Origin of the sequence: Pseudoalteromonas sp. S3178 (assembly GCF_005886985.1) — a bacterium.
GTDB classification, from domain to species: Bacteria; Pseudomonadota; Gammaproteobacteria; order Enterobacterales; family Alteromonadaceae; genus Pseudoalteromonas; species Pseudoalteromonas carrageenovora.
The window spans coordinates 1-13,264 of sequence record NZ_PNCW01000079.1 but is presented as its reverse complement, the minus strand read 5'-3'; the positions used below and the strand labels follow the sequence as shown (position 1 = coordinate 13,264).

Sequence of the window (13,264 nt, the reverse complement as noted above, 5' to 3'; positions counted from 1 at the left end):
TGCAAATTCAACCATCAAAGAACAGCACGCCCTAACCCTTTTTTAACTGTGTTTATTTAGCCACTCTAGTGCGTGTGACCATAAACCATCTGACTTTTTACTAAAAAATTTCATATGGCCAATTTCTTTTAAGCCATAGTCTTTAGGGTTTAAGGTTAACTTACTCGCTTTTAATTTTGGGAATACCGAAAGCATATCGGCGACATTCGCGTTATTTGCAATGTCGTCGTCGGTGGCATTAACCCACATTGACGGTATAGCTAAGGTGTTGTAACAGTGTTGAAATACGGTATCGCCAAATGCCGATTGCACATAACCTTGCGCGTTACACCATTTTTGCCACTGCTTAGCAACGCCTTTAGGTAGAGGCTCGCCCATGCCAAACCATTGTGATTTAGTATGGCCAAATAGTGCGTTACTCACCGGAATAACCCCATTCATAAAAAAGTGCGCTTTAACTTGATACGCCAAGCGCATATTGGTTAATTTGCCCGACGAACAAGCAAAGTTAAACGCTGAGCTTAACTGATCTGCATTATGCATTAGCCCGACTAATTGCCCGCCGGCGCTGTGGCCGACTAAATGATATCGGGTACCCGGAAAGGTTTTTTGCAAATACTCAAGCACGGCTGGCATGTCTTGCTCGCCCCAAGTTTGTAAGGTGGCCTTACTTTTTTTAATACTGCGGTTAAGCGATTGGCCAATACCTCGGTTATCAAAGGTAATTACGCCAAAGCCATGTTGCTGTAAATAAGTAGCAAAGTTTGCATAAAACTGCTGCTTTATACCGGTTGCAGGGGCAATCATCACCGCACCTTTAATAGGGCTGGTGGGTGTAAATAGGTGTGCGCTTAGAGTTTGCCTGTCGTTACAGGTTATAGTGACGTGCTTTGAAGCGTTTTTGTTCATTACTTATTGTTGCTTTTTTAAATGCTCAATTCAAAAATGGTAACTGGTTAGACCAGCTTAAGCAAGAATAGAATAACAGCTTATACCAAAGCTTAATTACCAGGGGGCGATATACCAGTTTGTAACGTGTTTAGCGCTGACGTTTTGTGAAGGGGCAAAGCAGTAAAAGGGGTTTAATTTGTTAGCTTAAACCCCGTTGTAAAACTACTCTGGTGTGCTTGTATTGTGAGCAAGTTTTGCTTTTACTTTTTTGGCGCTAAAGTAAAATATAAGTGCAAATACTACTGCACTAAAATCAACAGTAATACTTTGATAGTATTTAAAATAGTGCTCTGTAGATATAGCTTGTAATAGGGTAGAGCCCGCCATACATAAGCACAAACCTGCAAGGCTAACTAAGCCCCAATAACTTGCGTGCTGAGTCCCTTTTTTAAAGGTGTAGGCAACAAAAGCAAAAAATACTATGTAGTAGCTATATAAATAGCTGTAATTTGCATTAGCTGTAAATTGGTTTACCCATTTACCGACTAATAAAGTGGCAACCACTGCAATTATTGACCCTAAGCACACACCAATTGTTAAATTAGCCATAAAAAGAGTACTGCGTTTTTTGGCATCCTTTTTAGCGCGTTTGTCTAACCACAGTAAATTACCTGAATAAAACAAAAACGCACCAAATAGTCCCATTACAAAGTAACCCCACCGGCCCCATTCACCTCCATACGTGCCAAAGTGCAACGAAAAGATGCTTGCAACCATGTTACCCCAGTGGCTTTCTTCACCTTGGGGGTAACTCGAGTTAAGGACTTCTAATGTATACGGCTGTAAAAATAAGTAGTCTGTATCTGGGCCTCTAACGACTGCGCTTTCGTTACTCATTTTAACAATTGCTGTAGGGCTGTTGGTATTTAGTCGACTCAATGCAATATGAATTGGCTCATAGCCTGGGGCATAGTTTTTTGCTGCTAAAAGCTGTTTTTCTATACTGGGTAAGTTTTCAATTTGGTAACTATGAGCTGCTGGAGGAGGGCGCTGAAAAAACGATTTATCGTCGTAAAATGGCGACAACCCATCATAAATTAAATCGTGAAAAGCAAACACAACAACAGTAAAAGCAATAATTAAGTGAAAAGGTAAACTGGCGATCCCCACTAAATTATGGCTATCGAGCCAAAAGCGGCTTGGACCTTTTTCTTTTCTGATTGCAAAGAATGTTTTTACAAGTGTTGGCAATAAAATAATTACCCCAGACACCAACGCTAAGAAGTATAAAACCGACGCAATGCCCAGTATGTATACACCTGATTGGTCATGCCCAATTTCGCCAGCAAAACCAGCGGTACGATGCAGATAGTCTATTAAATCTGCGAGCTTACTTTCGCTTTTTTGCTCAATAACTAGCTCATTTTTACTATTTAAATGTAAAAGCTGTAATTGGTTATCAAGTGCCATTCCTCGTTCTTTACCTTGGCTGTACCAAGATAGCGGCGCTTGATCAGTTAATAAATCTATAGAAAAGCCATTACTCATTTGCTGAGGGTATTGCACAATAGCTTTATCTACTAAGGCTTGATAGTTACTGGTGTTTGGCTCAGTTACAGGTGCGCTTACAGGCGTTGCCCAATCAGCTAGCTCATACTTAAACATAGTTAAGCTACCCGCGTAAAAGCCGATAAAAAGTACTAAGCCTGCAATGATCCCAGTCCAAGTATGAACACCTTGGTAGGTACGTAAAATGTCTGCTCTTACTTTCATAGCCCATGCCTCAACATTAAGAATAAACTATAAAGCGTTATATTTAGCCCACCGAGAGTTAGCCATGCTTGCTTTGCAGATTTAAATAAATACGTGAAGCTAAAAATAGTTAGCCATATTAGTGGGATCATCCACATATTGAATTGTACTTTGTCGCGTGCATCTATTCCTCCGGGGCCATACCAAGCAAAAAATGCGACTAGAACAAATGCCAGGGCTAAGCCTAAAAGGCCTCCTGCTAGGCTTTTTCCAAGCCAAGTTGGTTTAATTTTTTGCCTTTGTACTGCACTCATTAGTTAATATCCTTACTTTTAAATAAGCTCGTAAAGGGAACAATCATCAAGGCCAGCATAACCATTAAAAGAATAAAAAACGCGGCCGCAGCAGAGGTGAAAATATAAAAAGCTAAAGCGATTGCAGCTATAAAAAGAAGGGTTGCAAGTTTACGCCAGTACTTAGATATAGGCTTTTTTAATAACCTTTGATGGCGGTTGCTGCAATAGAGCAAGGTTGTAGCAATGAGTAGGATTAAAATAACAGTAAGTTGAAGCATGGTCGCAGTTGATTGTTAATGTTTATGTTAGTGTAAATGATAATTAAACTCAATTGCAATAGTGTTGTGGTTGTGTTACTTTTTTTCGCCCCAGCAATATCAACTATTTATAAAAGGAAATAACCGTGGTTGCTTCATTTAAACGCAATAAACTGTCTTTATTTATTGCGAGTTCTTTATTATTTACTCAAAGCCAAGCTTTTGCCGATGACCAAACAAGTCGCGAGTCAATGGATACTATTGTGGTCACAGGTGAAAAAATTGAAAAATCACTCAAAGATACAATTACATCGGTAGCGGTAGTAGATAAATCGTTATTAGAAAATGGACAACTATCTTCAGTTTCTGACGCTTTAGCCGAAATGGCTAATGTGGTTGTACTAACTGGTGCCGTGCCTGATATGCGTGGGGTATCGGGCAATGGCGGCGCAACCGGTTTTAATTCGTTTAGTGGTGGTTCAAAGGCCCGTGTTTCAACATTGGTTGATGGTGTAAGCCAGCCATTTGTAGCTGATTTAACCGGCGACACAGGCTTATGGGATATAGACCAAATTGCGGTATACCGCGGGCCGCAGTCTACTAGTAATGGTCGTAATAGTATTGGTGGTGCTGTTTATATGACAACCAAAGCACCCACACAAGATTTTGAAGGTGCCGTGCGTGTAGGGTACAAAAACCAAGACAACTACTTCGATACTGCGGCAGTTGTCTCAGGTGGATTAATTGATGATGTACTGGCATTTCGCTTATCTACTCAATATGTTAACGGCGAAACGTTTAGCAACCCAACACACTACGAAACTAACCCAACGGATAAAAACCTTAACGAGCTCAATACCAGTAGTACGCGTGCAAAGTTATTATATACCCCAACTTCAGACTTATCGGTGCAGCTAACTTATTCAACGTACAGCGAAGAGGGTAATACCGGCCGTAAATATTTTGAAGGTGATGAACCAACGGATTATATTCCACTATTTCAGCGCGGTATGGATACGCAGTCAGATACAACGCAGGTAGATATTAGCTATAAAATTAACGATAACTTCTCGTTCGATATTTTACTTGCTTATATGGATTACGAATGGGGCTACGAAGCATATGAAGCACTTGCCAGTGCTGAGTCTGATGTGTCGATGGATGAAAAAAATATCACCATTGATAGCAAGCTAAACTTCGGCTTAAACAGTGACTTTTACTCAGGCTTTGTGGGTATTGCTTATTTTGACCGTGATCAAGATTTTAAAAGTGTAGGCGCAACAGATTATTTTGGTGACGACAGCAGTGACTCAAAAGCAATTTATTCAGAAACAAGCTTTAAGTTAACTAAAGCATTTACGCTTACCGCAGGGCTTAGAATAGAGCGCGAAGAGCAGCTTCGTAATTTTGATATGGCTTTTGGGGGCAGTAGGTTAGTTGAGCAATTAGATGACTCTAACACTATAAAATTACCTACATTAGCGATTCAATATAAAATTACAGATGAAACAACGTTATCGGCCAGCGCCCGTAGAGGCTATAACTCGGGTGGCGGCGCGTTAGATTTTACGGCACAAGAGTATTACTACTACGACCAAGAATCAGTAAATACCTACGAGCTAGGCTCGCGCAGTGTGCTTAATAATGGTGATGTTAATATTAGCGCGAACATTTTTTATAATAACTTTGACGGGTATCAAGCGTTAAGCTCAGATAGAAAAATCACTAATATTGATGATGCACACAGCTATGGTTTAGAGCTTGAAGCGTACAGTATGTTAGGTGAGCAATGGCAACTACATGCAGGGCTTGGGTTACTTAAAACTAAAATAGATGAATCAGCCACGTACAGCGATGCAGTTGGCAACGAGCTTAACTCTGCACCAGAGCTTACAGCTAGCTTAGGTTTATCGCATTGGTTTACTGATAGCTTAAAGGTTAATGTAAGTGCTAATTATGTGGATGAATATTATGGTGATTTAACTAACACACAAGAGCGTATTGCCGGTGGCTATACAATTACACGTGCCACAATTAGTTACGATAGTGAGCATTGGCTAATGAGCGCTTATATTAACAACGCGTTAGATGAAGAAGCCTATACATCGGTAGAACCTGCTAGCGGGCGTTACCCAACAGGCTATGTGGCTGTTGTTAACCCTCAAACGCTTGGTGCGTCTGTAACGTATCGCTTTTAATTTTTAAAAGGGAGTGAGACAGTTATTGAATAAAACGCGTCTCACTTTTATATAAATCACTGTGATTATTGATGTGTTCTCTCCTCACTTATTGAGTGTGAGTGGTAAATAATAACGTATTAATTTTGCTTATTTACCTGTGCGAGTAAGTCGAGCACTTTTTGTTGACCAAAAGTTTGTGCAAATTGCTCAGCGGTTTGGCCTGCTTTGTTTTGATGTGCGTTATCGCAATCAAGGCTAACAAGTGTTTTAGCTATGCTAAATTCACCTCTAAATATTGCGGCCATTAGAGCTGTGTTACCGCGGTTGTCTTCAAGGCAGGCATTAGCGCCTAATTGCAGTAAGGTATTTACCGTGCTTTTATTACCATGGTAGGTGGCAATCATGAGGGCGGTGTAACCTTTGTTGTTGTAGCTATTAATAGGAATGCCAGCATCAACAAACTGCGTTATAACGGCTGTGTCGTCGGTGCGCGCGGCAGCAAAGTAATAAGCAAGTAGGCTTTCGTACTGTGTTTGGGCGGTTGTTGGCTCATTTACAGTGCTTTGTTGTTCATTAGCAAAGCTTGAAAAGCTCATCACTAAAGTAAATATTATAAGTAATTTACGCATACGGTTTACCTTTTTAAAAAAAGAGGAAGGGAGAGTCGGTCCTTCCTCTAGGTTGGGTAATCTATTAAAGCTTAGCGGCTAGTTGCTTAACTTGTTTCATGTCGCCATTTACGGCTTTAGTTAAACGTGTACCGTATTCGCTGTCTGCTTTGTAGAAGTGGCTAAGCATTTTGTGCATAACTTTGCTGTCTTTCACTTTGCCTAAATCGCCGGCTAAGTTGTTAATTAAGTTAGTACGCTCTTGCTTACTAAAGCCACGGTAAAGTACTCCAGCTTGAGCAAAGTTTTGCTGCTTTTTAATCGCTGCTTGTTGTACGTAACCTTTAAGCTCTGTGTTACTTCTACGTGCAATTGGGTTTTCTACAACGTTTTCGTGGCTAGGTTGGTAGTTCACGTTGCTTGTAGTGTTACCGTAGTTCATTGCGCCGTCTTGGTTGTAGTTAACCACTTCAACTTTTGCACGGTTAATTGGCAATTGCTGGTGGTTAGCACCTAAGCGGTACATTTGTGTATCAGCGTATGAAAAAACACGCCCTTGTAATAGTCTGTCCTCTGAAGGCTCAATACCTGGAATTACATTCGCCGGTGCCATTGCAACTTGTTCTGTAGATTGGAAGAAGTTAGTTGGCATACGGTTTAAGGTCATTGTTCCTACTTTAGTTTCTTTGACGTCTAACCACATTTTTGTTGCATCTAATGGGTTGTAGTCAAAGTCATCTAACTGCGATGGATCAAGTGTTTTAATGTATAGGTCCCACTTAGGGAAGTTGCCTTTACCAATTTCGCTGTAAAGATCACGAGTTAAGTGTTGGAAGTCTTTACCTTGCACTTCGTTTACTTCTTTAGCGTCAAGGTTGTCTATACCTTGTTGGCTTACCCAATGGAACTTAACGTATTTAACGTCGCCTGATTTATTAATCATTTTGTATGCGTGTACGCCCCAGCCATCCATTTTACGTAGGCTTGCTGGTGTACCGTAGTCACTGTAAACCCACGTTAGCATGTGAGTAGAACCTGGCTCGTAAGAGAAAAAGTCAAAAAAGCGGTTAGGATCTTGAATGTTATCTACCGGAGATGGCTTTAACGAGTGAACCATATCTGGGAATTTAATCGCATCACGAATAAAGAACACTGGTAAGTTGTTACCTACTAAATCCCAGTTGCCTTCGTCTGTGTAAAACTTTGTAGCAAAACCACGTGGGTCACGTAGCGTTTCTGGACTACCTTTAGAGTGAATTACAGAAGAAAAACGTACAAATACGTCAGTTTCTTTGCCTGCTTTTGCAAATGGCGCTGCAATTGTTAAATCGTCTAATTCTTTAGACGCAACAAATACACCGTGTGCACCAGTACCACGCGCATGCACTACACGCTCAGGAATACGTTCGCGTGCAAAGCGTTGTAGCTTTTGAATTAGTTGTACATCTTCAAGTAATACACTGCCGCGTTCGCCAGCAGTCATTGAGTTTTGGTTATCGCCAACAGCTGCGCCGTTGTCTTTAGTAAGTGTAGTGGCAGCACTTGCAGGTAATGCCATTGCTAGTGCTAACGCACTCAGCGTTAATGTAGATTTATTATTAATAGTATTTTTTTGAGTATTCATTGTCGACCTCGTCTTAATAAAGTGCCGGCAGTGTTGCAGGCTGTTTAACTGTTAACGAGTGTATTAACAAAACGGGGTTCGGTAAAATTGATTGTTTAGATTGTTGTTATCATAAAATTAGATTGGATGTGGATAGCATTAATCGATTTACTTAACGCAGGGTGAAATATTCGACCTTAGTCGTAATTGCGTTTTTGAAACCAATGAAAATACAGACTATTTCATAATTAATGAATAAATATTCACCAGTTTGGTGCGTTTTAACCTAACAAGATGTTGACTTATTATTACAATAAAGAGAATATGCTCACTTGCTGGGCTTATGCTCAAGTTGAGGTTGCACCAAACTAGGTGCATAAAAAGGGGCAATATGAATACTAAAATTGAATTAGTTATTTTTGATTGTGATGGCGTTGTTATAGATAGCGAAATATTAAGCGCACAAGTGTTAATAAATATGCTTGCAGAGATTGGCGTTAATATTGACCGTGCTTATGTACAACAATATTTTTTGGGCTGTAACTTTAAAACAGTGACCCAAAACTTATTTGATACCTTTAACGTGACCTTAGCTGAGAGCTTTGAAGCCGATTACCGAGAAGCACTATTAAACGAGTTCGAAACTGCATTAATGCCAACAAATAGCATTAAAGAAGTTTTACAACGCCTAGCGGTACCTTGTTGTATTGCTACAAGCAGTAGCCCTAAGCGCACAGCTAAAGCACTGAATGTTGTAAACCTTGAGCAGCACTTTAATAAGGTGTTTACCTCGAGTGAGGTAAAAAATGGTAAACCAGCGCCCGATTTATTTTTACATGCCGCTGAGCAAATGGGCGTTAAGCCACAAAATTGTTTAGTGATTGAAGACTCTAAAGCCGGCGTATGCGCTGCACTTGCCGCTAATATGCAAGTGCTGCATTACAGTGGCGGCGGACATATGCAAGATGCTGTGAACTTTGTTCACCAAGCATACCCAAACGTTGCACATTTAACGCATTGGGATGAATTTTACAATCAGTACCCGGCATTACAGACACAGTAATATATTAACGCGTTAGGCTCTCAAACACTGACAGAGCGTAACGCTAAAAGCATTAATTATTAGGTAGTTACAGTAGTATTATAAAGAGGCCAGTATTTAGCTAATTATCAATTTAAATAAGAAACGCTTATTTAAATTGGTATTCAATACTGCGCTTAAAACAATAGGAAAATACCATGGCATCAAGTCCACACACACAAACATTTAGCGATGTTAACGAAGAGCAGCTACCCGTTGCTAATCACAAGCTTCACGGTTGGAAGCACTTTGCCGGTTTATATGCTGGTGAGCACGTTGCAGCAACCGAATTTGTTATTGGTGCAACCTTTGTTGCATTAGGCGCATCAACCATCGACATTTTATTAGGTCTATTAATTGGTAACCTATTAGCAATGTGTTCTTGGTGGTTAATTACCTCTCCAATTGCGGTAGAAACACGTTTAAGTTTATACAACTACCTAAACAAAATTGCCGGTAACTCAATGACCAAGCTCTATAACTGGGCAAACGTGGTCATATTTAGCGTGATATCCGCCGCCATGATCACCGTATCGGCCACGGCCGTCAGGTTTTTGTTTGATATACCCGCGCAGCTTGATTGGTATCCTAACAGCCTAGCCTTTGTAGCCATTGTTTTATCGGTTGGCTCAATTGTTGTGTTTGTTGCTATGTATGGTTTTTCTACGGTTGCTGATTTTTCTAAAATTTGTGCGCCGTGGTTATTTGTTATTTTTATAGCAGGCTCGTTTGCATTGTTCCCTGAGCTTTCTAACCATGTATTAGGAGTCACCTCGCTAACGGGGTTTGATGACTTTATGGCGATAGGGGATTCATCAATCTGGACCGGCACAAACGCTGATGGCGAAAAAGGTATTGGCTTATTAGAAGTGATTGGTTTTGCATGGGCTGCAAACTCTATTACTCACTTTGGCTTAATTGATATGGCAATCTTTAGATTTGCTAAACGTAAAAGCTACGGTTTGTTTTCAGGCGTAGGTATGTTTTTTGGTCATTACATAGCATGGATCTCTGCCGGTATTATGGGTGCAGGTGTTGCGGTATTACTTAAAACAACTATTTCATCACTTGATCCGGGTGATGTTGCTTACCACGCATTAGGTTGGACGGGTTTTGTAATTGTAATTATTGCAGGCTGGACTACAGCTAACGCTAACCTTTACCGTGCAGGCCTTGCGGCACAGTCTATTTTTGTTGACCAATCGCGTGAACGCACTACCGCTATTGTAGGTGTTGTAACCGTTATAATTGCGTGTTTCCCGTTTGTATTTTCGCAAATGTTACCACTGCTTACTTACGCAGGATTATTAGTAGTGCCTGTGGGCGGTATTGTATTTGCCGAGCATGTTTTATTTCCTAAAATTGGTTTAACTCGTTACTGGGCTAAATACAAAAACATCACACGTAGCGTTCCGGCTATCGCTTCTTGGGCGCTTGCACTTGTGTTTGGCTTTGGCTTAAATGCTATTGATGTAATGTCGTTTTATTACTTATTCATTCCTACTTGGTTCTTCACTATTGTTATTTACACGCTGCTTGCTAAAAAATACGGCGCGGGTGAAGACTACACCAAAGAAATTGCAGCAGAAGAGCAAGAGCAGCAAGACATTAAAGAATACCAAGCAGAACTTGCTAAAAATGTTCAAGCACCAGTAGTTGATAATTCTATGCTAACTAAAGTGTTGAACGCTGCTTCTACTATTTCGTTACTTATAATTTTTGGCTTTGCCAGCCAAGTAATGTTTTTTAGTGAAAGTATGAGCATTTACTCTGGTAATAAGTCTCAGTTTGAAATTGCATGTTTTATTTGCACCGTTATTTATTTTGCAACCGCTTACTGGTCGCTATTGCGCCATAAAGCACTGAATACTGCATCTTAATTTAAATTTTTATATTGTTTTAGTAAGGCCGCACCATGACGCAACACCAGCACACTGACGCTCTTGTTAAAGGGCTAAACCAACAGAGCTTGGCAGATATGCCAAGCCATGTAGATACACCAAACTACGACCGTAGCAAACTTAAAGCGGGCATAGTTCATATTGGTGTGGGCGGTTTTCACCGTGCTCACCAAGCCGTGTACATTAACGAGCTTTTAAAAACGCCAGGTGCTGAGCAGTGGGGTATTTGTGGTGTAGGCTTATTAGAAGGTAACCGTGGTCTGCGCGATATTTTAAAGCAGCAAGACTACCTTTACACGTTAACGGTAAGACACCCAAACGGGCAAATAGATAACAAAGTTATTGGCTCAATGATTGACTTTTTGTTTGCCCCAGAGGACAAGCAAGCGGTTATTAATAAGCTAGCGCACAGCGATACGCACATTGTGTCGTTAACTATTACCGAAGGCGGTTATAACTTTAACCCGGTAACCGGTGAGTTTGATTACTCAAACCCAGACATTATTAACGACATTAATAACCCGAACGATCCAATCACAGCGTTTGGTTACATTACTGCTGCGTTAAAGCTACGTAAAGAACAAGGCCTTGATGCGTTTACAGTACAGTCGTGCGATAACATTCAGCACAACGGTAATGTAACGCGTAAAATGCTACTTGCCTTTGCGGCCGAGCAAGATAAAGAACTAAGCGAGTGGATTGCTACTAACGTAACGTTTCCTAATGCAATGGTTGACCGTATTACGCCAGTATCTAAAAAGAGCGATATTGACTACGTTGTTGATGCGTACGGTGTTAGCGATGAATGGCCAATTACCTGTGAATCGTTTACACAATGGGTAATTGAAGACTCATTTTGCTGCGGACGTCCAGATTGGGATAGCGTTGGCGCACAATTTGTAAGTGACGTAACACCTTTTGAGACCATGAAAATACGCTTATTAAATGCAGGCCATTCGGTACTGGGTTTATTAGGCTCTGTACATGGCTACGGCACAATTGACGAAACAGTATCAGATCCTTTATTTGCTAAGTACTTACGTGCATTTATGGATAAAGAAGTAACGCCTAACCTAGAGAAATTAGAAGGCATTGACCTTGAAATCTACAAAGACACGCTAATTGAGCGCTTTGCTAATCCAAACATTAAAGACAGCTTATCGCGCATTTGTTCAGAAAGCGCAGCAAAGCTACCTAAGTTTTTAATTGCCACTATTAACGAAAATCTAGCGCAAGGGCGTGATGTATCACTTGCGACCCTAGTTATTGCTGCATGGTGTTTTTACAGCGATAAAGGCGAAGATGAGCAAGGTAATAAGCTTGAAATAATCGATGCAATGCAAAGCGAGTTACATGAAGCCGCGGCTAAAACGGCGACTGATGACCTTGCATTTTTATCGCTAACAAGCTTATTTGGCGATTTAAACACGCAAAGTGCCTTTACGTCTCACTACAAAAACAATGTAGAAGCGTTATACGCACCGGCAAGCAAAATTAAAGCAATTATGAATAACGTGCTTGAGCCTAAAGGTAACTAATAATGAGCATTTTAATTGATTCTAAACAAGGTAAAGACGTAAGCGTAAGTTGCTTTGGCGAAGTACTATGGGATTGTTTTGCAAACGATAAACGCTTAGGCGGCGCGCCGCTTAATATGTGTGTGCGTATTAACTCACTGGGCATTAAAGCCGACATGATAAGCGCTGTAGGTAACGATGAACTGGGTACTGAGCTACTAGGCGAAATTAAAAACAAAGGCGTAAGCTGCGAATACATTGGCGTAAATAACGACAAAAAAACCAGCACAGTACAAGTTACTCTAGATAAAAGCGGTTCAGCCAGTTACGAAATAGTAGCCGACACTGCGTGGGATAACATTGAGCTTACTGACACCCTTATTGAAAAAGTAAAAGCCAGTGATGTATTTGTGTTTGGTAGCTTAATTGGCCGAAGCGAAGCCTCACTTGCTACGTTAAACCAGCTTGTTGATGTTGCTAACTTTAAAGTGTTTGACGTAAATTTACGCGCACCACATTACACATTAAACACGCTAGTAGATTTAATGAATAAAGCCGACTTCATTAAATTAAACGATGAAGAGCTTTACGAAATTGCTAAAGCAATGGGCTGTAAGTTCCATTCACTTGAGCAAAACTTAGCGTTTATTGCAGAGCAAACCAACACTGAATACCTTTGTGTAACTAAAGGCAGCCACGGTGCACTACTTACTATTAAAGGCGAAAATTACTATAACTCAGGTTATTTAATTAGCGTTGTAGATACAGTGGGCGCAGGGGATTCGTTTTTAGGTTCGTTAATTTATCAGCTTTGTAGTAGCGATTGTGCCCAGCATGCGGTTGATTTTGCCTGTGCCGTAGGCGCTATGGTTGCAGAAAGTGCAGGTGCGACACCTACACTTACTCATGAACAAATTAATGAGTTTATGAGCCCAGCTTAATGTAAAAAATCACAGTTACACCCAATCATTGTGTGTGAAAGCGGTTTTACTTTTAAAGTAAAACCGCTTTTTTTTTGCTTTAATTTTTATTTATTAAGCCATTTAGATTAAGTGTTGAGCAAGGTGCATAAAAAGTGGCTTAAAAGGACTAGGGTCTGTTGACCTTTGCAGTTTGAAATTTTTTCAAACTAGAGGCGGTTTAATCGCGGCGCGAGGTTTGTAACCTAGTGGGCTAAG

At 40.5% G+C, this 13,264-nt stretch carries 10 protein-coding genes; 5 read left to right on the top strand and 5 right to left on the bottom strand.

Annotated elements, in window-relative coordinates; translation table 11 throughout:
• Positions 1-42: 42 nt before the first annotated feature.
• The 3 genes from CWC11_RS18490 to CWC11_RS18480 form a co-directional block, all read right to left on the bottom strand.
• On the bottom strand, positions 43-909 hold the full coding sequence (locus tag CWC11_RS18490; protein WP_138683871.1) for an alpha/beta hydrolase family protein: 867 nt from the start codon (positions 907-909) through the stop codon (positions 43-45).
• A 204-nt stretch (positions 910-1,113) separates the two neighbouring features.
• Positions 1,114-2,664 (bottom strand): PepSY-associated TM helix domain-containing protein, encoded by a 1,551-nt coding sequence (locus CWC11_RS18485; protein WP_138683870.1) that lies wholly within the window; start codon positions 2,662-2,664, stop codon positions 1,114-1,116.
• Entirely contained in the window at positions 2,661-2,957 is a 297-nt protein-coding gene (locus CWC11_RS18480; RefSeq protein ID WP_138683869.1) for a hypothetical protein, read from the bottom strand. The genes CWC11_RS18485 and CWC11_RS18480 overlap by 4 nt, the downstream gene beginning before the upstream one ends.
• 385 nt (positions 2,958-3,342) lie before the next feature.
• Between CWC11_RS18480 and CWC11_RS18475 the strand changes: the two genes are divergently transcribed.
• Positions 3,343-5,394 carry a TonB-dependent receptor gene (locus CWC11_RS18475; protein WP_138683868.1) on the top strand — a complete coding sequence of 684 codons (2,052 nt, stop codon included), beginning with the start codon at positions 3,343-3,345 and terminating at the stop codon, positions 5,392-5,394.
• A gap of 119 nt (positions 5,395-5,513) precedes the next feature.
• Here CWC11_RS18475 and CWC11_RS18470 read toward each other — a convergent pair whose 3' ends face one another.
• Positions 5,514-6,005, bottom strand: coding sequence for an ankyrin repeat domain-containing protein (locus CWC11_RS18470; protein ID WP_138683867.1), 492 nt, complete (start codon positions 6,003-6,005; stop codon positions 5,514-5,516).
• Positions 6,006-6,069: 64 nt separating this feature from the next.
• A complete protein-coding gene (locus tag CWC11_RS18465; protein WP_138683866.1) occupies positions 6,070-7,608 on the bottom strand; it encodes a catalase in 1,539 nt (512 codons plus the stop codon).
• A 370-nt stretch (positions 7,609-7,978) separates the two neighbouring features.
• Between CWC11_RS18465 and CWC11_RS18460 the strand changes: the two genes are divergently transcribed.
• The 4 genes from CWC11_RS18460 to CWC11_RS18445 all read left to right on the top strand — a co-directional run bounded on the left by CWC11_RS18460 (position 7,979) and on the right by CWC11_RS18445 (position 13,027).
• Complete coding sequence (locus CWC11_RS18460; RefSeq protein WP_138683865.1) at positions 7,979-8,650, top strand: HAD family hydrolase; 672 nt, start codon at positions 7,979-7,981, stop codon at positions 8,648-8,650.
• 176 nt (positions 8,651-8,826) lie between these two features.
• Complete coding sequence (locus CWC11_RS18455) at positions 8,827-10,548, top strand: purine-cytosine permease family protein (protein WP_138683864.1); 1,722 nt, start codon at positions 8,827-8,829, stop codon at positions 10,546-10,548.
• A 35-nt stretch (positions 10,549-10,583) separates the two neighbouring features.
• A complete protein-coding gene (locus tag CWC11_RS18450) occupies positions 10,584-12,107 on the top strand; it encodes a mannitol dehydrogenase family protein (protein WP_138683863.1) in 1,524 nt (507 codons plus the stop codon).
• A gap of 2 nt (positions 12,108-12,109) precedes the next feature.
• Positions 12,110-13,027, top strand: a complete 918-nt coding sequence (locus CWC11_RS18445; RefSeq protein ID WP_138683862.1) for a carbohydrate kinase family protein — start codon at positions 12,110-12,112, stop codon at positions 13,025-13,027.
• Positions 13,028-13,264: the final 237 nt, after the last annotated feature.

Bases quoted from the DNA above. Each gene is read 5' to 3' on its own strand.
- CWC11_RS18490 (WP_138683871.1), bottom strand. From the start codon at position 909: ATGAACAAAAACGCTTCAAAGCACGTCACTATAACCTGTAACGACAGG.
- CWC11_RS18485 (WP_138683870.1), bottom strand. From the start codon at position 2,664: ATGAAAGTAAGAGCAGACATTTTACGTACCTACCAAGGTGTTCATACT.
- CWC11_RS18480 (WP_138683869.1), bottom strand. From the start codon at position 2,957: ATGAGTGCAGTACAAAGGCAAAAAATTAAACCAACTTGGCTTGGAAAA.
- CWC11_RS18470 (WP_138683867.1), bottom strand. From the start codon at position 6,005: ATGCGTAAATTACTTATAATATTTACTTTAGTGATGAGCTTTTCAAGC.
- CWC11_RS18465 (WP_138683866.1), bottom strand. From the start codon at position 7,608: ATGAATACTCAAAAAAATACTATTAATAATAAATCTACATTAACGCTG.
- CWC11_RS18460 (WP_138683865.1), top strand. From the start codon at position 7,979: ATGAATACTAAAATTGAATTAGTTATTTTTGATTGTGATGGCGTTGTT.
- CWC11_RS18455 (WP_138683864.1), top strand. From the start codon at position 8,827: ATGGCATCAAGTCCACACACACAAACATTTAGCGATGTTAACGAAGAG.
- CWC11_RS18450 (WP_138683863.1), top strand. From the start codon at position 10,584: ATGACGCAACACCAGCACACTGACGCTCTTGTTAAAGGGCTAAACCAA.
- CWC11_RS18445 (WP_138683862.1), top strand. From the start codon at position 12,110: ATGAGCATTTTAATTGATTCTAAACAAGGTAAAGACGTAAGCGTAAGT.